General features: G+C 60.4%; 11 protein-coding genes and 2 pseudogenes. 8 read left to right on the forward strand and 5 right to left on the reverse strand.

Annotation, left to right across the window (positions count from 1 at the left end):
- The 4 genes and pseudogenes from JWR14_RS22145 to JWR14_RS22160 form a co-directional block, all read right to left on the reverse strand.
- Positions 1–188: pseudogene (locus JWR14_RS22145) on the reverse strand (RND transporter); the annotation flags it as partial.
- 11 nt (positions 189–199) lie between these two features.
- A complete protein-coding gene (locus tag JWR14_RS22150; RefSeq protein ID WP_299711543.1) occupies positions 200–3394 on the reverse strand; it encodes an efflux RND transporter permease subunit in 3195 nt (1064 codons plus the stop codon).
- Between the two features lie 138 nt (positions 3395–3532).
- Entirely contained in the window at positions 3533–4723 is a 1191-nt protein-coding gene (locus tag JWR14_RS22155) for an efflux RND transporter periplasmic adaptor subunit (RefSeq protein ID WP_299711545.1), read from the reverse strand.
- A gap of 12 nt (positions 4724–4735) precedes the next feature.
- Positions 4736–5599, reverse strand: coding sequence for an alpha/beta hydrolase fold domain-containing protein (locus JWR14_RS22160; protein ID WP_299711626.1), 864 nt, complete (start codon positions 5597–5599; stop codon positions 4736–4738).
- Positions 5600–5796: 197 nt separating this feature from the next.
- Here JWR14_RS22160 and JWR14_RS22165 point away from each other — a divergent pair.
- The 3 genes and pseudogenes from JWR14_RS22165 to JWR14_RS22175 all read left to right on the forward strand — a co-directional run.
- Positions 5797–6705: pseudogene (locus JWR14_RS22165) on the forward strand (LysR family transcriptional regulator); the annotation flags it as partial.
- Between the two features lie 461 nt (positions 6706–7166).
- Positions 7167–7520 (forward strand): DUF4148 domain-containing protein, encoded by a 354-nt coding sequence (locus tag JWR14_RS22170; protein WP_299711551.1) that lies wholly within the window; start codon positions 7167–7169, stop codon positions 7518–7520.
- Positions 7521–7535: 15 nt separating this feature from the next.
- Positions 7536–7673, forward strand: coding sequence for a hypothetical protein (locus JWR14_RS22175; protein ID WP_299711553.1), 138 nt, complete (start codon positions 7536–7538; stop codon positions 7671–7673).
- Between the two features lie 97 nt (positions 7674–7770).
- Here the strand turns inward: JWR14_RS22175 and JWR14_RS22180 are convergent, their stop codons facing one another.
- The gene (locus JWR14_RS22180; protein ID WP_299711556.1) at positions 7771–10329 is read right to left on the reverse strand and encodes an adenosylcobalamin-dependent ribonucleoside-diphosphate reductase; all 2559 of its coding nucleotides are present in this window, start codon (positions 10327–10329) and stop codon (positions 7771–7773) included.
- A gap of 220 nt (positions 10330–10549) precedes the next feature.
- On the opposite strand from JWR14_RS22180, the gene JWR14_RS22185 reads away from it, so the two are divergent.
- Genes JWR14_RS22185 through narJ form a run of 5 tightly spaced genes read left to right on the forward strand, consistent with a single transcriptional unit; the run spans position 10550 to position 19240 of the window.
- On the forward strand, positions 10550–11863 hold the full coding sequence (locus JWR14_RS22185; protein ID WP_299711559.1) for a nitrate/nitrite transporter: 1314 nt from the start codon (positions 10550–10552) through the stop codon (positions 11861–11863).
- A gap of 4 nt (positions 11864–11867) precedes the next feature.
- Entirely contained in the window at positions 11868–13253 is a 1386-nt protein-coding gene (locus JWR14_RS22190; RefSeq protein ID WP_299711562.1) for a NarK family nitrate/nitrite MFS transporter, read from the forward strand.
- Between the two features lie 28 nt (positions 13254–13281).
- Complete coding sequence (locus JWR14_RS22195) at positions 13282–17028, forward strand: nitrate reductase subunit alpha (protein WP_299711565.1); 3747 nt, start codon at positions 13282–13284, stop codon at positions 17026–17028.
- Positions 17025–18578: a nitrate reductase subunit beta gene (narH, locus tag JWR14_RS22200; protein ID WP_299711568.1), complete on the forward strand. Its 1554-nt coding sequence runs from the start codon at positions 17025–17027 to the stop codon at positions 18576–18578. Before JWR14_RS22195 ends, narH begins: the two co-directional genes overlap by 4 nt.
- A complete protein-coding gene (gene narJ, locus JWR14_RS22205; RefSeq protein ID WP_299711629.1) occupies positions 18572–19240 on the forward strand; it encodes a nitrate reductase molybdenum cofactor assembly chaperone in 669 nt (222 codons plus the stop codon). The genes narH and narJ overlap by 7 nt, the downstream gene beginning before the upstream one ends.
- Positions 19241–19244 lie beyond the last annotated feature (4 nt).

The raw sequence follows: 19244 nt of genomic DNA on the forward strand, positions 1-19244 counted from the left end.
TGCGCCGTCTTCCACGTGCCCTGTTCAGAGGGCGCCAACGCCGTTTCCTGCGGTGTTTCCTTGAAGGCTGCCGGCGCGCTTACATCGGGCTTCGTGTAGGTCGGTGCGAGCGAGCAGCCCGCGACGACCAGCAACGATCCAAGTAACGCCGACAATCCCAGCCATCGCTTTGTATTCAACGTTTTCATTTCAATCTCTCTCATGCTTCAACTGAAGCATTGACACCGCGCATGTGCGGATTGTGGCCGTGCTTGTCGACGAGATGTTCGCCGCCAGCCAGCTTTCTCAACAGCACATAAAACACCGGCGTAAGCATCAGGCCGAACAGCGTCACGCCGAGCATGCCGAAGAACACTGCCACGCCCATTGCATGGCGCATTTCCGAACCCGCGCCCGACGACAGCACCAGCGGCACCACACCCATGATGAAAGCGATGGAGGTCATCAGGATCGGCCGCAGACGCAGACGGCTGGCTTCAATAGCCGCCTCCACGATGGAGCGTCCCTGCATCTCCAGCTCTCGCGCAAATTCCACGATCAGGATGGCGTTCTTCGCCGACAGCCCCACCAGCACCATCAAGCCGATCTGCGTGAAGATGTTGTTGTCGCCCTTCGTTAGCCACACACCGACCAGCGCCGAGAGAATACTCATGGGCACGATCAGGATCACGGCGAGCGGCAGCGTCAGGCTTTCATACAGCGCAGCCAGCACCAGGAACACGAGCAGCACGCTGATCGGGAACACCCACATGGCGGCATTGCCCGCGAGGATCTGCTGATACGTCAAATCGGTCCATTCGAACTTGATGCCGCGCGGCAGCGTTTCAGCCGCAATGCGTTCCACCGCAGCCTGTGCCTGGCCCGATGAATAACCCGGAGCCGGGCCACCGTTGATGTCGGCAGAGGTGTAGCCGTTGTAGCGCACCACCATCTCGGGACCATAGGTCGGCGTCACCTTGACGAGCGACGACAACGGCACCATCTCGCCATTCGCGTTACGCGTCTTGAGCAAACCGATGTCTTCCGAACTAGAACGGAACGGCGCATCCGCCTGCACCCGGACCTGATACACACGGCCGAAGCGGTTGAAGTCGTTCACATACAGCGAGCCGAGATACACCTGCATGGTGCTGAATACATCGGTAACCGAAACACCCAGTTGCTTCGCTTTCACCCGGTCCAGATCGACGTTCAATTGCGGCACGTTGATCTGATAGCTGGAGAAGGTCGGACCGAGTTCAGGCGCCTGCGATGCACGCTTGATGAACGCCTGCGTCGCGTCGTTCAGTGCGGCGTAGCCCAGTGCACCACGGTCTTCCAGTTGCAGCTTGAAGCCGCCCAGTGTCCCGAGTCCGAGCACCGGCGGTGGCGGAAATACTGCTATGAACGAACCCTTGATCGCCGCGTATTTCTGGTTCAGCGAGCCCGCAATGGCACCTGCCGACAGTGCCGCGCCCTTACGCTCGCCGAACGGCTTGAGTGTCACGAACACAATGCCCGCGCTCGACGAATTCGTGAAACCGTTCACCGACAAGCCCGGAAACTCCACGGCGCTTTGAACGCCCGGCGTCTTTCTCGCGATGTCCGTCATCTGGCGAATCACCGCCTCGGTACGATCGAGCGACGCGCCGTTGGGCAACTGCGCAAAGCTGATCAGATACTCCTTGTCCTGCGCCGGCACGAAACCACCGGGCACGACCTTGCTCATCAGCACGGCGCCGCACAGCAGCACGACATACACGCCCATCATCAGCGCCTTGCGGTTGATGACGCCTGTTACGCCCTTGCCGTAATTCTCCGAACCACGCTTGAAGACCTTGTTGAACTGGCGGAAGAAACCACCGAACACACGGTCCATGCCGCGCGTCAGCCAGTCCTTCGGTTCGTTATGACCCTTCAGCAACAAGGCTGCCAGCGCCGGCGATAAAGTCAGCGAATTGAACGCCGAAATCACCGTCGAGATCGCGATGGTCATGGCGAACTGCTTGTAGAACTGACCCGTCAAACCGGACATGAATGCGAGCGGCACGAACACGGCGGTCAGCGTCAATGCAATGGCGATAATCGGCCCGCTTACTTCGCGCATGGCCTGATAGGTCGCCTCTCGCGCCGATAACCCCGCCTCGATATTCCGTTCGACGTTCTCCACCACCACGATCGCATCGTCCACCACGATCCCGATTGCCAGCACCATGCCGAACAATGACAACGCGTTGATCGAGAAGCCGAAGGCCAGCAGCAGCGAGAACGTACCGATGATCGACACTGGCACAGCCAACAACGGAATAATGGACGCACGCCAGGTTTGCAGGAACACGATCACCACCAGCACGACCAGCGCGATAGCTTCAATCAGCGTATGGATCACCGCTTCAATACTCGATCGCACGAACTGCGTCGGGTCATAGACGATCTCATAGTCGACGCCCGCCGGCATGTCCGCCTTCAGTTCCTTCATGGTCTGGCGGACCGAATCGGAGATCTGCAGCGAGTTCGCACCCGGTTGCTGGTTGATCGCCATCGCGACCGCCGACTTGTTGTCGAGCAGCGAGCGCAAGCCATACTCCGATGCCGCCAGCTCGACGCGCGCCACATCGCTCAGATGCGTGACCGCGCCGTCAGGCGAAGTCTTGAGCACGATGTCCCGGAACTCCGCTTCGGTCTGCAGACGGCCTTGCGCATTCACGTTCAGTTGCAACGGCACGTTCGACGACGTCGGCGACGCACCAATCACGCCGGCCGCCACCTGCACGTTCTGCTCGCGGATGGCGTTGACCACATCGGTCGCCGTCATGCCTCGCTGAGCGACCTTTTGCGGATCGAGCCAGATGCGCATGGAGTAATCGCCCGAGCCCCACAGCTGCACCTGCCCCACGCCCTGGATTCGCTCAAGCCGGTCCTTCACGTTGATCAGCGCGTAGTTGCGCAGATACGTCATGTCGTAGCGGTCATTGGGCGAGTTCAAGTGAACCACCATGGTCAGCGTAGGCGATGACTTGATGGTCGTCACGCCGAGCCGCGTCACGTCTTCCGGCAGGCGCGGCAGCGCTTGCGCCACGCGGTTCTGCACGAGCTCCTGCGCCTTGTCCGGATCCGTGCCGAGCTTGAACGTCACCGTGATGTTCAAGTTGCCGTCGCTGTTGGCCTGCGACTGCATGTACAGCATGTCTTCCACGCCGTTGATCTGCTCTTCCAATGGCGACGCCACCGTTTCGGCGATCACCTTCGGATTTGCACCCGGATATTGCGCATGGACGACCACGGACGGCGGCACGACTTCCGGATATTCGGAGATCGGCAGCTTGAACATGGCGATGATGCCCGCCAGCAGGATGAGCACCGACATCACACCCGCGAAGATCGGGCGGTCGATAAAAAACTTGGAAATGTTCATGACGTTTTCTTTATCTGCATGAGAGGCTGGGCGCGCGTGAGCACCGGCCGGTCCGTCCGTCAGGAACGAACCCGCCACGTACCACGTACACGAGGAGCCGCTGTTAAGCGCTTATAAACCCGTCTTGCAAAGCGCGTCTTATGAAGCGTCTTTGGCCGGCAATGCATTCGCCATTGCTACGGAGTTGGCCTTCACCACATCGTTCGGACGTACGCGCTGCAACCCGTTGACCACGATCCGCTCGCCCGGCTGCAAGCCCTTCACAATCACGCGCATCCCTTCGCTCAAGGTACCGAGCGTGACCTCGCGGTATTGCACACGGTTGTCCGGGTCGACCACCATCACGAACTTCTTGTCCTGGTCGGTCCCGATCGCGGCATCGTCGATCAATACAGCCGGATGCGGCGTGCCTCCGCCTACCTTGATGCGTGCATAGAGCCCCGGAACCAGCGAACCGTCGGCGTTATCGAAACGTGCCCGCACGCGGATCGTGCCTGAGCCCGTATCGAGCTGGTTATCGACGGACGCAACCTTGCCTTCGCGCGAGAAACCATCTTCATTCGCGAGACCGAGCGAGACCGGCACGCTTGCACGTGAGTCACGGCTCAGGTAACGCAGGTAGGTTTGTTCATCGACATCGAACGACGCGTAGATGGGCGACACCGACACCAGCGTAGTCAGCAGCGGCGCGCTGGAACCCGTCGACACGATGTTGCCGACCGTCATTTCCGCACGCGACACCCGGCCCGACACGGGCGCCGTGATCTGCGTGTACGTCAGGTTGATCTTCGCCGTCTCGAGTGCCGCTTGCGCAGCCTTCAGGTTCGCCGCAGCTTCGTGCGAAGCGTTTTGCTTCTCGTCGTAGTCACGCTTGGCAATAGCGTTATCCGCCAGCAAGCGCTCCGCGCGCGCGGCATCGGTCGATGTATAACCGTTGCGAGCTTGCGCTGCCGCGAGTTGCGCAGCGGCCTGATCGACCGCCGCCACGTAGGGCCGCGGGTCGATGGTAAAGAGCGCATCGCCCTTCTTCACCAGCGCGCCATCGGCAAAATGCACGGCGACGATAGTCCCCGGCACGAGCGGACGGATCTCGACTTTGTCGACTGCTTCCAGGCGGCCCGAATAGTTCTGGTAGTCGGTGATGGTCTTCGACACCACCGTGGCGACATCCACTTCCATGGCGGGCGCCGACGGCTTGATGGCCGCTTCAGCAGCGTTCACCGGCAGATCGCCGCGGCCGAAACCATGCATGGCAGTGAATGTTCCGATGCCTGCGACGACCAGCGCGGCGCCTAGCGCGACGGTAAGACGTTTGCGAGTGATGGACATGCGTTGCTCCGATTAAGTCGTTGAGATTGTTTGAATTTTTAGGGTGTCGCGAAGCGGCGCAACCGGCGCGGCCGTCTGCACACGAAGCCGTTTCTTGAAGAACGCCACCACGTCGGCGAGTGCCGCCGGATCCGCTGCAAGCGCGTTATGCGATGCGTTGACGTGCCGCGTAACTTCCGTTGGTACACCCGCGGCGATCAGTTCGCCTGCATATTTCTCTGCCTCGATATGCAACAGGTCATGCTGCGCGCTTGCGATCAGCGCCGGCGGCAGACCGGCAAGACGCCGCGATTCCAGCGGCGCTGCATACGGATGAAGCCGTTGCGATGCGTTCGGCAGATACGCGCGATAACACTGCGCGCACTCTGTCATGCAGATGTCCGGCGAGCGCACCTTGTTCTCGTCGGCCATGCGCGTCATGCTTGGGTCCAGCAACGGCGCGAGCAGCGCTTGCGCCAGGATCACGATGTCGCCGCGATCCCGCGCGATGGCCGCCAGACACGTAGCCAGATTGCCGCCCGCATCGTGTCCCGCGACCCCGATGCGGTTTGCATCCGCCCGTTGCGCACGAGCGTTCGCTATGGCCCATTGCGCCGCCCGATAAGCATCTTCGGGAGCCGCAGGAAACGGGAAAGCCGGCGCCAGTGAATAGCCCACCGAGATGACCCACGCCGCTGTATCCCGTGCAATGGTGCTGGCTGTGACGTCGGCATCATCCAGCGTGCCGCGCACAAAGCCGCCGCCGTGAAAATAAAGCACGACCGGGAGGACAGTGCCGTCCGAGGCGGGGCGATAACTGCGCAGGGTTATAGGTTGCGCATGTCCCGCGATTCGAACATCCTCTATGCAGAGGCCCAGATCCAGCGTCGATGCCATGGTTATTTTCAGCGCGTCCGCGCCATCCCACCCGAGTTGCGATGGAACGAATTCTGAGGGCAACGACATTTGAAATAAATGCCTATAATCCGGCAACACAATTCGGTCGCACCGAACAATCGCGATTGAAACTGCCCATTCCTGTCTGAGCGGCATCCTTATTCCAGGAGCCGCAAAGCATTGACGGTGAGAGAAAAATGGACCGGCTACAAGCTATGCAGGTGTTTACAAGAGTCGTCGACACCAATAGTTTTTCACGCGCAGCGGACACACTGGACATGCCGCGCGCCTCGGTGACAACGATTATTCAGAACCTCGAAGCGTTTCTGAACGTGCGTCTCCTGCAACGCACGACACGACGCCTGAACCTCACGCCGGACGGCGCCGCGTATTACGAGCGCTGCGTACGGATTCTCGCGGACATTGAGGAAACCGAGAGTTCGTTCGCCAATACCGGCAAGGGTCCGCGCGGCAAATTGCGGATCGATATGCCGGGGTCCATCGGGCGCATGATCGTCATGCCCCAGCTTTGTGAATTCCACACGCGCTATCCGGATATCGAGTTGATGATCGGTTTCGGCGACAAACCGGTCGACCTGATTCAGGAAGGCGTGGATTGTGTCATTCGCGTGGGAACGCTGCAGGATTCGAGTTTGGTGGCGCGGCGGATCGGCGTGTTTCAGGGCCTGACCGCGGCGAGTCCGGAGTATCTCGAACTTCATGGCGTGCCGCATACCATCGACGATTTGCAGCAGCACACGGCCGTGAATTATTTTTCCAGCCGCACGGGCCGCGTGATGGATATGGATTTTGTCGTCGATGGAAAGTCCATCGACGTGAAAATGCGCGGGAAGATCGCCGTGAACGACGCCGAGGCCTATATTGCGTGCGGTGTCAAAGGCGTGGGAATCGTCCAGATACCCCGCTTCATGGCCCTTCCGCATTTGCGCTCCGGCGAACTGATCGAGGTGCTGCCGCAGTGGAAACCGTTGCCCATGCCCATTTCGGTGGTTTATCCGCATAACCGGCATTTGTCGCCCAAGGTGCGGGTTTTTGTCGATTGGGCTGCCGAGTTATTCGAACGGTGTCCTCTGCTTTCGGGCCAGGAAGACGCCGAGCAGCGTTGCCTGCCGACGGCTACGCCGGCGAAATCGATCGTCAAGCATGGCACGCCGGATGTTGCCGGCACCGCCGAGGTAGTCGTTTAGTTTTGCTTGAGGCCCGTTCTATCGGGTCTCTCTTCTTCTCTTTTCTCAGGCTTCAAGTCCTTTGCGACCCTCTTGCGGGTAAGGGTTTAAGTCCCTTTCGCCAATACTGGTTTCGTCGCAAAAGCCCTTTCTATAAGGGCTTTTGCGATTATTCGCGTAGCGCGATTAATCAATTCGCTTAACGGTCATTTATCCGCGGCGCTCGCTTGACTACATTTCGTCCTGTCGCAGCGCGGCTTGTCGATTAGTCGATGTCATTGGTTTTCATTGCTTAGATCAAGGCCCGCTGCCCCGCTATCAGGCCGATAGCATCGACTACGTTCGGTGCTTGTCGAAATGAACCGACAGGAGCAGCACGCATGAAAACCGCAATCGCAACTCTCTCGCTTACCGCTATCTCAGCCATCGTTTCCACGACCGCATTTGCTGACGGCGGCATTGGACACGCAGGCACGTATCAAACAGCGGTAGCGACCCAAAGCACCATGACACGCGCGCAAGTCCGCGCCGAGTTGGCCGCATCCTACGCAAACGGCACGCTGCCCGCGCTGAACCGCAACACCTACCCTGAGCGCAGCATGGCGGGGATCGCGATTGCCGAGCAGCACGAACAACGTGCACGCGACGCGGCGGCTGCGGAACAACGCAACCGTGGAATCGTCGAGTTCGCCAACGGATCCGTGACGCAAAGCGGCAACGCTCACGTCCAGTAAATCAAGGAGTCCATCATGAACGAATCAGTACCCCTTGAAGACTTCTCCGCACTCGACGACTGGCTTCCGGAAGCTGCGCAATGGCATCCGTATCGCCCGCAAGCAACGCGCGAGCGCCAGGCGATGGAATGGGCGGATTCGGCGGCAGGTTGAACGAGTCAGAGGTTGGTTTGCGCGGAACTTCAGGTCCGCGCAAGAAGCAATGCGTTTGAGCGGCTGATCACGTTAGAAGCGATCAGCCGCTTTTGCTTCAACCACACGCCCCTATTTCGCCACACGCAGTGCAGAAGTCGCAACCGTCCTTGCGGATCATTGCATTCGCGCCGCACGTCGGGCACTTGCGGCCAGGAATGGGCAGCAAAGCATGCGGGTTGGCGGCATCTGCGTTGTCCTCCACAACGGCAGTGATGTCGTTGTCATCGCCGGAATCAGGCGAAGCCGATACAAGACCCGCCTGCACGCTCTCATGCCGGTTCTGCGCCAGCACGCGCGATGGGACCTGACCGCCCTCGATATCGAGGAAACCTCGCCGAAACAGGATCTGCTGGATCGCATACGCAAGCGCCGCGACTTCCGAATCGTGCCAACGGGGCGCCTTATGGCCGCCGGGACGTTCGACGTCGCCAAGACGCACCTGTCCGCGATCCCACGATACCTTGCGCATATCCTGCAGATTGCGCGCGACAAAACCACCCCGCGCCGCCAGTGACAATGAACGCATGGTCGCCGTGATCCATTGCTGCGATTCGTCGCGCTGCCCGGTTGGGATGAAGAACTCGATGGGCCGCTCGATGGTGACATCCTCGCCGCCCAGCCGCCCGGTAATCTCCATGAACGACACCGCCACGTAAAGCGACTTCTTGCCGGCCTGCGTGAGGTACTCCACCTTCTCGATGATCGCCGGCAGCTCGCCGCGCGGACGATGATCGATGGCAATACGCAACGGGTCCAGTTGAACCTCGGCATCCGACGCGTCGGAAGGATCGGATGCGACGCTCGCGGGCGCCTCCGGCGTCACCGATAGCACTGCCCCCAGCGTATCGTTCGGCCTGTAAGTGGCCAGCCCCTTCAGGCCCCGGTGCCATGCGTCGAAGTAAAGGTCCTTGAACTTATCGAACGGATAATCGGCCGGTACATTGACCGTCTTCGAAATGGAGGTATCGACGAAAGGCTGCACCGACGCCATCATTTCCAGATGATCGTTCGCGGACATATCGAGTGCGCTCACGAAATACTCCGGCAACGCCTTCACGTCGCCGCCGAGTTCGCGATACAAGCGGTACGCGTAGTCTTCCACCGTGAATGATTGCCGGCTGCCGTCGGCCATGCGTTTGGTTCGCTGATAGGTCCACGAAAACGCCGGTTCGATGCCGTTCGACGCGTTGTCGGCAAACGCCAGGCTCACCGTGCCGGTTGGCGCAATGGAAAGCAGGTGACTGTTACGAATGCCGTCGCGAGAAATCTCCGCCTTGATGTCATCGGGCAGGCGTGACGCGAAAGTGCCTGTTTCAAGGTACTTTTCTGCATCGAACAAGGGGAACGCACCCCGCTCGCGAGCCAGTTCAACCGACGCGCGATACGCTTCGTCGCGCATGGTCCGCGCCACGCGTGTCGCAAAGTCGCGGCCTTCCTGCGAGTTATAGCGCACGCCGAGCATGACGAGCGTGTCGCCGAGACCGGTGAAACCTACGCCTATGCGCCGTTTCGCCTGCGCTTCCCGGTCTTGCTCGGGTAGTGGCCAGAGCGTGACATCGAGCACATCGTCAAGAAAACGAACCTGCGTACGGGTGCTTTTCGCCAAGCCATCCCAGTCGAATACCGGTGTTCCTCCATGACGCTGCGCGAACGGTTCACGCACGAAACGCGTCAGGTTCAACGGTCCAAGGTTGCAGCAGCCATACGCGGGCAACGGTTGCTCGCCGCAGGGGTTCGTTGCGCGGATTGTTTCCACGGCACGCAGGTTGTTGTCGTCGTTCATGCGCGATACGAACACCACCCCCGGTTCCGCGACGTCATAGGTCGAGCGCATGATGGTGTCCCACACCTCCCGCGCCTGAACTTCCCGATAGATCCACAGGCCGTCGTCACGCTGACGCGCATCGGCCGATGCCTTGAATGACGGCGACGGTTCAGCGCGATGCACGAGTTGCCACGGGGTATCGTCAGCCACGGCCTGCATGAACTCATCGGTCACCGCCACCGATACGTTGAAGTTATTCCAGCGCCCTTTCACATGCTTTGCCGCGATAAATTCAAGCAGGTCAGGATGCGAGCAATCCAGAATACCCATCTGCGCGCCGCGCCGTGACCCGGCGCTTTCAACGGTCCGGCATGACGCGTCGAATACATCCATGTAACTGCATGGCCCCGACGCCGACGATCCCGTTGAATGCACGCGGGCACCCTTCGGACGGATCGCGGAAAAGTTGTAACCCACGCCGCCGCCGCGCCGCATGGTTTCGGCTGCCTGCAGCAAGGCCACGTAGATGCCCGGCAAACCGTCCTCATCCACGCCCTGGATGGCGTCGCCCACCGGCTGCACGAAGCAGTTGATGAGCGTTGCCTGGATACCCGTGCCGGCGGCGCTCATGATCCGGCCTGCTCCGAGCGCGCCACGCTGGAAATTCTCGAAGAATTCGTTCTCGACCTGCTTGCGCCGCGCCTCGGGTTCAGCGAGCGCCACGCCTCGCGCAACCCGCCGGTAAATATCGTCGATGCGCGTTTCGTCACCCTTCGCATACTTTTCCAGCATGACGTCGATGGAAAACTGCTGCGGTGAAACGGTGATCTTCAAGTCGTCTTCAGCCATGTCCTGTCCTCATGTCCAGCGGTTTGTTGCGTTGCATCGGAATTGTTGGAGCGCACCTCGTCGACCCCATTCCATCCAAATTACACCTTTCGGAGTAGTCCCGCCGGAGGAGCGACATGGAGTCGCGCCCTCCCAACGGCGAATGGGCGGCATAGCGCGTAGTCCCTAATCTTGCAGTCGATTCTTCACTAAACGCAAATTTAATCGACAGGCAAGCACCATGACTGCCGTACGCAAACCGCAAGCCACCCAAGCCGTCCACGCCGTCCACGACGCATCGACCGCGGACCCGCGCGCCTGGCGCGTGCTGTGGACGAGCACCTTCGCGTTCACCATCTGCTTCGCGATCTGGATGATGTTCGCGATTCTGGGCATTCCGCTGAAGACCCAACTGGGTCTGTCCGATACCGAATTCGGCCTGATCGCCGCCACCCCGGTGCTGTCGGGCTCTCTCGCCCGTGTCCCGCTTGGCATCTGCACTGACCGCTTCGGAGGACGCATCGTCTTTTTCCTGACGATGCTCGCTACCGTCATCCCAATCTGGATGCTCACCTACGCCACGCAGTTCTGGCAATTCATCGCGTTGGGGCTGCTTGTAGGCCTCGCGGGCGCGAGCTTTTCGGTCGGCACACCCTACGTGGCACGCTGGTTCCCGAAGGAACGCCAAGGCCTCGCAATGGGCATCTTCGGCGCGGGCAATTCAGGCGCCGCGTTGACCAAATTCGTCGCACCTGTGTTGATCGTGACCGCCGGCACGTGGATGATCGTGCCGAAGGTCTATGCCATCGCCATGCTTGTTACCGCCATTCTCTTCTGGATGACATCGGCGACGAATCCCGCGCATCGCATTGCCAACCCGCCGAGCTTTGCAAGTCAGCTGGCCGTGATGAAAGACCGCCGCGCATGGCGCTATTCGCAGTATTACTCGGTCGTGTTCGGGGGCTATGTTGGATTAGCGCTGTGGCTGCCGCATTACTACGTCAATCATTACGGATTCCATATTGAACAAGCTGCTTTACTGGCTGCATGTTTCTCGCTGCCGGGTGGTGTTCTTCGTGCTGTTGGCGGATGGCTGTCCGATCGCTACGGCGCGAAGAAGACAACCTGGGTCGTGATGTGGACCGTGCTGACGTGCTTCTTCTTTTTAAGCTATCCCGATACCGGTTTCACTGTGCAGTCGAGTTATGGCCCGATCGGATTCAACATTACCCTCTCGCCCACGCTGTTCACGGTGCTGATGTTCACCGTAGGCATTGCAATGGCGATCGGCAAGGCGTCCGTATTCAAGTTTGTCTCCGATGACTATACCGGCAACATCGGCGCGGTATCCGGCGTGGTGGGTCTCGCGGGCGGTCTGGCCGGCTTCGCCCTACCCATTCTTTTTGGGCTGCTCGCCGACCTGACCGGCGTGAGCAGCACCTGTTTCATGCTGCTGTTCGGCGCCACCGCCGTCAGCCTCATCTGGATGACCTTCTCCTTCCGCTCGCATGGTGACTCTGCCCTGCCGCGCGCCCCTGTCCAATCCAACCTATAAAAACATGTCCGACTATCTCCTCAAAAAATGGGAACCGGAAGATCCGGCTTTCTGGAAAACACGCGGCTCGGCCATCGCCAATCGCAACCTGTGGATCTCGATCCCGGCGCTGATGCTCGCCTTCGCAGTGTGGTCGTTATGGAGCGTCGTTGTCGTCAACCTGGACAAAGGCGGTTTCCACTTCACGAAGAACGAGTTGTTCTGGTTGACCGCGTTGCCCGCGCTGTCGGGCGCCACGCTGCGGATCTTCTATTCATTTCTCGTGCCGATCTTCGGCGGCCGCCGCTTCACCGCGTTCTCCACGGCCACGTTGCTGATTCCGGCTATCGGCATGGGCTTCGCATTGCGCGATCCATCAACGGGCTATGCCACGCTGCTGGTGCTCGCCTTGCTGTGCGGATTCGGCGGTGCGAACTTCAGCTCATCGATGGCGAATATCAGCTTCTTCTTTCCCAAAGCACAGAAAGGACTCGCTACCGGATTGAATGCCGGCATTGGCAACCTGGGTGTGTCGCTCGTGCAGTTCGTGACGCCCCTCGTGATCGCCACGGCCGCGTTCGCTTCGTTCGCAGGCGATGGCCAGACGTTCGTCGCCAACGGCGTCGAACGCGGCATATGGCTGCAGAACGCGGGCTTCATCTGGGTGCCGTTTATTGTGGCGGCGTCGGTGGCTGCATGGTTCGGCATGAACGACATCGCCGATGCGAAGGCCTCGTTCGCTGAACAAGCCGTGATCTTCAAGCGCAAGCACAATTGGTTGATGTGCTGGCTTTATATCGGCACGTTCGGTTCGTTCATCGGTTTCTCTGCGGGCTTTGCTCTCTTGACCAAGGCGCAATTCCCATCGATCAATCCCACCGCCTACGCATTTCTCGGCCCGCTCGCAGGTGCGCTGACACGTCCGATCGGCGGATGGATCTCTGACCATCTCGGCGGCGCGCGCGTCACGCTCTGGACCTTTATCGGCATGATCGCAGCCGTGTTCGGCGTGATCTCGTTCATGCCGGACGCTGGCGCGGCGGGCAACTTCACCGGCTTCCTTGGCGTGTTCATCGTGCTGTTCATGCTCACGGGGATCGGCAACGGTTCGACCTTCCGCATGATCCCGGTGATCTTCATGACCGAGCATCAGCGCCGCGCCAAGGGGCTCGATGCCACCGCGCAACGCCAGGCGCTGCACAACGCCGGCAAGGAGTCCGCTGCCGTGCTCGGCTTTTCCGCTGCTATCGGCGCGTATGGCGGCTTCTTCATCCCGAAGACCTTCGGCACCGCGCTCGACATGACGGGCTCCGCTATTCCCGCGCTCTACGTCTTTATCGCCTTCTACGTGACGTGCGTCGCCATCACGTGGTTCTGCTACGCACGCCGCAACGCGAGCATGCCTTGCTGACGCACCCTATTCGACACAGGACACAACAATGAGTCATTTTCTGGATCGCCTGAAGTTCGTCAAGCGCACGCAGTCGACGTTTTCGAACGGACACGGTGCGGTGGTGAACGAAGACCGCAAGTGGGAAGAAGGTTATAGAAATCGCTGGCAACACGACAAAGTTGTGCGCTCCACGCATGGCGTGAACTGCACGGGTTCGTGTTCGTGGAAGGTCTATGTCAAGAGTGGGCTGATTGTCTGGGAGACGCAGCAGACCGACTATCCGCGTACGCGCGCCGACCTCCCGAATCACGAGCCGCGCGGCTGTCCGCGAGGCGCCTCGTATAGCTGGTACGTGTATTCCGCGCAGCGCGTGAAGTACCCGATGATCCGCGGTCGCCTGATGGAGATGTGGCGCGAAGCACGCCGGAGTCTCGATCCGGTCGCGGCGTGGGCGTCGATCAGTCAGGACCCGGTCAAGGCGAAACGATACAAGAGCGTGCGGGGGCTCGGCGGTTTTGTACGCGCCGACTGGAACACCGCTAACGAAATGATCGCCGCGGCGAACGCGTTCACGATCGGCAAGTTCGGGCCGGACCGCGTGATCGGCTTCTCGCCCATTCCCGCCATGTCCATGGTGTCCTACGCCGCGGGTTCGCGTTACCTCAGCCTGATCGGTGGCGTGTGCCTGTCGTTCTACGACTGGTATTGCGATCTGCCGCCCGCTTCGCCGCAAGTCTGGGGCGAGCAGACCGACGTGCCCGAATCGGCGGACTGGTACAACTCCACCTATTTGATGGTATGGGGATCGAACATTCCCCAGACCCGCACGCCCGATGCGCACTTCTATACCGAAGTGCGTTACAAGGGCACCAAGACCGTCGCGGTATCGTCGGATTTCGGCGAGATGGTCAAGTTTGGCGACATCTGGCTCGCGCCGAAGCAAGGCACCGACGCAGCGTTGGCGATGGCAATGGGCCACGTCGTGCTCAAGGAATTCCACGCTGCGAATGGGTCGAACAGGTCCGGGTATTTCCGCGACTACATCAAGCAATACACCGACATGCCCATGCTCGTGCTCTTGCGCGACAACGACGGCATGCTCGTCCCCGATCACTTCCTGCGCGCCTCTCATCTCGCCGATAACCTCGACGAAGCGAACAACGCGCAATGGAAGACGCTGATGATCGACGCCGGCAGCGGCGAGATTGTTGCGCCGAACGGCACCATCGGGTTTCGCTGGAACGAAGCCGCGCACAACGACGGCCAGAAAGTCGGCCGCTGGAATCTCGAAATGAAGGACGGCGGCAGCGGACGAGCGATCGACCCGCGCGTCTCCTTGATCGATCCAGACGCGCACGACGAAGTCGTCGCTGTCGGCTTCCCCTACTTCGGCAGCGAGCACAACGCGTTGCTTGAACGTCACGTCCCCGCACGCCGCGTGACGCTCGCGGACGGCACAAGCGCGCTGGTCGCAACCGTGTTCGACTTGCAGATGGCGAACTACGGTGTCGACCAGGGACTTGGCGGACCGAACGTCGCACAAAGCTATGACGACGATGTCCCCTACACGCCCGCGTGGCAGGAAAAGCACACCACGGTTCCGCGCAATCTCGTAATCCAGGTGGCCCGCGAGTTCGCGACGAATGCCCATCAGACGCAGGGCAAGAGCATGGTGATCGTGGGCGCGGCGCTCAATCACTGGTACCACAACGACATGATTTACCGCGGCATCATCAACTTGCTGATGATGTGCGGTTGCGTAGGTAAGAGCGGTGGCGGCTGGGCGCATTACGTCGGACAGGAAAAGCTGCGGCCGCAATTCGGCTGGGCTCCGCTCGCCTTCGCGCTCGACTGGTCGAAGCCGCCGCGCCAGATGAACGGCACGTCGTTCTTCTATAACCACACGAGCCAGTGGCGCCACGAGAAGCTCGCGCTCGACGAAGTGCTTGCGCCGACCGCGAACAAGGCGCAGTACGCGAACCTCGCCATGCTCGACCTGAACGCGAAGTCCGAACGCATGGGCTGGTTGCCGAGCGCGCCGCAACTCGGCGCGAACCCACTCGATCTCACCGACGAAGCGGCGCGTGCAGGCATAAAACCGATCGACTACGTAGTGGACCGCCTGAAGTCGGGCGCGCTGCAGTTCTCCTGCGATGACCCGGATAACCCCGTCAACTTCCCACGCAACATGTTCGTCTGGCGTTCGAATATTCTGGGCAGCTCAGGCAAGGGCCACGAGTACTTCCTGAAGTATTTGCTCGGCACGCAGAACGCGCTCTTCTCGGACGAAAACGACGCCATCATGCCCGGCCAGGTCCATGTGCGCGAAGCCGCTGAAGGCAAGCTCGACTTGCTCACCGTGCTTGACTTTCGCATGAGCACGACCTGCCTTTACGGCGATATCGTGCTGCCCACCGCCACGTGGTACGAGAAGGACGACTTGAATACGTCGGATATGCATCCGTTCATTCATCCGTTGTCCGAAGCCGTGCAACCCTTGTGGGAAAGCAAGAGCGATTGGGAAATCTATAAGGGCATCGCGGAAAAATTCGCGGAGATCGGTGGCGAACATCTGGGCACGCGCACCGACCTGGTCTGCACGCCGCTCATGCACGACACCCCCGGCGAGCTCGGCCAGCCGTTCGAACCGAAGGACTGGCGCGCAGGCGAATGTGACCTGATTCCCGGCAAGACCGCGCCTTCCATGACGGTCGTCGAGCGCGATTACAAGGATGTCTATCGCAAGTTCACGTCAGTAGGACCCTTGCTCGATACGCAAGGCAACGGCGGCAAGGGCATCAACTGGAACAGCGCGCACGAAGTGGGCGAACTCGCAAACATCACGCGCACGGTGACCGAAGCCGGCGTGAGTCATGGACGACCGCGACTTGACAGCGCTATCGACGCAGCCGAAATGATCCTCACGTTCGCCCCTGAGACCAACGGTCACGTTGCTGTCAAGGCATGGGAAGCGTTGTCGAAGATCACGGGACGCGAACACGCGCACCTCGCCACAGGCCGCGAGCACGACAAGATCCGTTTCCGCGATGTCCAGGCGCAGCCGCGCAAGATCATCTCCGCGCCAACCTGGTCCGGGCTCGAGTCAGAAGAAGTCAGCTACAACGCCGGTTATACCAACGTGCACGAACTGATCCCATGGCGCACGCTGACCGGCCGCCAGCAGTTCTATCAGGACCATCGCTGGATGCTGGACTTCGGTGAGGGCTCGTGCGTGTATCGCCCCGCTATCGATACGAAGACCGTTACCGCGATGCTCGGCGCGAAGTCGAACGGTGAGCACGAACTCGTGCTGAACTGGATCACGCCGCACCAGAAATGGGGCATCCACTCCACGTATTCGGACAACCTGCGCATGCTGACGCTGTCTCGCGGCGGACCGCACGTGTGGGTCTCGGAAGCGGAAGCAAAGGAAGCCGGTCTCGTCGATAACGACTGGGTGGAAGTGTTCAACCTCAACGGCACGCTGACTGCCCGCGTGGTGGTCAGCCAGCGCGTCCCGCGCGGCATGTGCCTGATGTATCACGCGCAGGAAAAAATCATCAACGTGCCCGGCGCGGAAACGAGCGGCATGCGTGGTGGTATCCATAACTCGGTCACGCGCACGGTACTCAAACCGACCCACATGATTGGCGGTTATGCGCAGCAGGCCTACGGCTTCAACTACTACGGCACCGTGGGTTCGAATCGCGACGAGTATGTGATCGTGCGCAAGATGAAAAAGATCGCGTGGCTCGAAGGCCCGCTCAATGAAGGCGAAGGAGCCGCATCATGAAGATCCGTGCACAAGTTGCAATGGTGTTGAACCTGGACAAATGCATCGGTTGCCATACCTGCTCCGTGACATGCAAGAACGTGTGGACCTCGCGCGATGGCGTGGAGTACGCGTGGTTCAACAACGTGGAGACGAAACCGGGCATCGGCTATCCGAAGGAATGGCAGAACCAGAAGAAATGGCGGGGCGGCTGGACCCGCGACGCGAATGGCAAGCTTCATCCGCGTCAGGGCGGAAAGCTGAAGGTCCTCGCGAACCTGTTCGCGAATCCGAATCTGCCGGCCATCGACGACTACTACGAGCCTTTCACGTTCGATTACGAGCATCTGCAAAAGGCGCGCTTGTCCGAGACGCCGCCGACCGCAAGGCCGGTGTCCGTCATCACGGGCAAGAAGATGGAGAAGATCGAATGGGGCCCCAACTGGGAAGATGACCTCGGCGGCGAGTTCTCGTCGCGTGGCCGCGATGCGCTGTTCGAGAACGTGCAGAAAGAGATGTACTCGACGTTCGAGAACACCTTCATGATGTATCTGCCGCGTCTGTGCGAGCACTGCCTGAACCCGGCATGCGTGGCGTCGTGCCCGTCGGGCTCGGTCTACAAACGCGAGGACGACGGCATCGTGCTCGTCGACCAGGACAAGTGCCGCGGCTGGCGCATGTGTATCTCGGGTTGCCCGTACAAGAAGATCTATTTCAACTGGAAGAGCGGCAAGGCGGAGAAGTGCATCTTCTGTTATCCGCGTCTTGAAGCCGGTCAGCCGACCGTGTGCGCGGAAACGTGCGTCGGGCGGATTCGCTATCTGGGCGTGCTGCTGTACGACGCGGACAAGATTGGCGAGGCTGCATCGGTCGAACATGAACAGGACTTGTACCAGTCGCAGCTGGACGTGTTCCTCGATCCGCACGATCCCGCTGTGCAGGCCGAAGCGCTCGCGCAAGGTATTTCGCAAAGCTGGCTCGACGCGGCGGTCAAGTCACCCGTCTACAAGATGGCGGTGGAATGGAAGGTTGCGTTCCCGCTGCACCCTGAGTACCGGACTTTGCCGATGGTGTGGTACATCCCCCCACTTTCTCCGATCCAGTCTGCAGCGGACGCGGGGCATATCGGCATGGACGGCATCATTCCTGACGTCAAGAGCCTGCGCATTCCAGTGAAGTACCTGGCAAACCTGCTGACCGCCGGCGACGAAGCACCAGTCACGTCCGCGCTGGAACGCATGCTCGCCATGCGTGCATTCAAACGCGCCGAGGTCGTGCACGGCCGTGCGGAGCCTGAGTTGCTCGACGGCCTGAACATCACGCCCGCGCAAGTGGAAGACATGTACCAGACGATGGCAATCGCCAACTATGAGGACCGGTTCGTGGTGCCGTCATCGCATAAGGAACAAGCCGAAGACAGCTTCAACGACAAAAGCAGTTGCGGATTCACCTTCGGCAACGGCTGCTCGGGCGGGGTATCGGAGGGATCGTTGTTCGGCAAGAAACAGCAAGGCAGCGTGGTGTTCGCAGACATGCCGAAGTCACGCAAGAAAACGGAGGTTGCATCGTGAGCGCGGCATCCATTTACACGTTGCTCTCGACGTTGCTCGACTATCCAGAGGCCGAGTTGCTTGATGCCTTGCAAGAGATCAACCAGGAACTCAAGGCCTTCCCCGAGGCCGCTCAAGTCGCCTTGCAACCGTTGCTCGCCCTGCTCAAAGAGCATCCGCTGATCGAGTTGCAGGAGAACTACGTCGCAACGTTCGACCGCAATCCTGCCCACTCGCTGCATCTGTTCGAACACGTTCACGGCGAGAGCCGCGATCGCGGACAGGCAATGGTCGATCTTCTGGATGAATATCGCCGGCTGGGTCTTGAGATGGCGACCAACGAGTTGCCCGATCATGTGCCGCTGTTCCTCGAAGTGCTGGGGAACATCGATCCGGTGGAAGCGCGCGCACTGCTGGACGAAGCCATCCACGTCCTGGCCGCGCTGGGGGACCGTCTGGCACGCGACGAGAGTCCGTACGCGGGCGTATTCACCGTGCTCAGGTCTTTGACGGATGTCGTGCCGCAAGCTGCCGAGACACCGCCGATCCGCGACATGGACGAAGCGCTCGAACTTTTCGGCCCCGGCGCCGACGGCGTAGAGCCGCTGCTCGCGCCATCCATGCCCACGCCGCTCGCCCAGCCGATGCACTTCCATCCGCGACCACCTGCTACGGCCAACTAAGTTC

This window comes from Caballeronia sp. (assembly GCF_028292365.1).
GTDB lineage: Bacteria > Pseudomonadota > Gammaproteobacteria > Burkholderiales > Burkholderiaceae > Caballeronia.

What these genes read in the sequence shown, in the direction of transcription:
- JWR14_RS22150 (WP_299711543.1), bottom strand. Translation starts at nt 3,394, where the DNA reads ATGAACATTTCCAAGTTTTTTATCGACCGCCCGATCTTCGCGGGTGTG.
- JWR14_RS22155 (WP_299711545.1), bottom strand. Translation starts at nt 4,723, where the DNA reads ATGTCCATCACTCGCAAACGTCTTACCGTCGCGCTAGGCGCCGCGCTG.
- JWR14_RS22160 (WP_299711626.1), bottom strand. Translation starts at nt 5,599, where the DNA reads ATGGCATCGACGCTGGATCTGGGCCTCTGCATAGAGGATGTTCGAATC.
- JWR14_RS22170 (WP_299711551.1), top strand. Translation starts at nt 7,167, where the DNA reads ATGAAAACCGCAATCGCAACTCTCTCGCTTACCGCTATCTCAGCCATC.
- JWR14_RS22175 (WP_299711553.1), top strand. Translation starts at nt 7,536, where the DNA reads ATGAACGAATCAGTACCCCTTGAAGACTTCTCCGCACTCGACGACTGG.
- JWR14_RS22180 (WP_299711556.1), bottom strand. Translation starts at nt 10,329, where the DNA reads ATGGCTGAAGACGACTTGAAGATCACCGTTTCACCGCAGCAGTTTTCC.
- JWR14_RS22185 (WP_299711559.1), top strand. Translation starts at nt 10,550, where the DNA reads ATGACTGCCGTACGCAAACCGCAAGCCACCCAAGCCGTCCACGCCGTC.
- JWR14_RS22190 (WP_299711562.1), top strand. Translation starts at nt 11,868, where the DNA reads ATGTCCGACTATCTCCTCAAAAAATGGGAACCGGAAGATCCGGCTTTC.
- JWR14_RS22195 (WP_299711565.1), top strand. Translation starts at nt 13,282, where the DNA reads ATGAGTCATTTTCTGGATCGCCTGAAGTTCGTCAAGCGCACGCAGTCG.
- narH (WP_299711568.1), top strand. Translation starts at nt 17,025, where the DNA reads ATGAAGATCCGTGCACAAGTTGCAATGGTGTTGAACCTGGACAAATGC.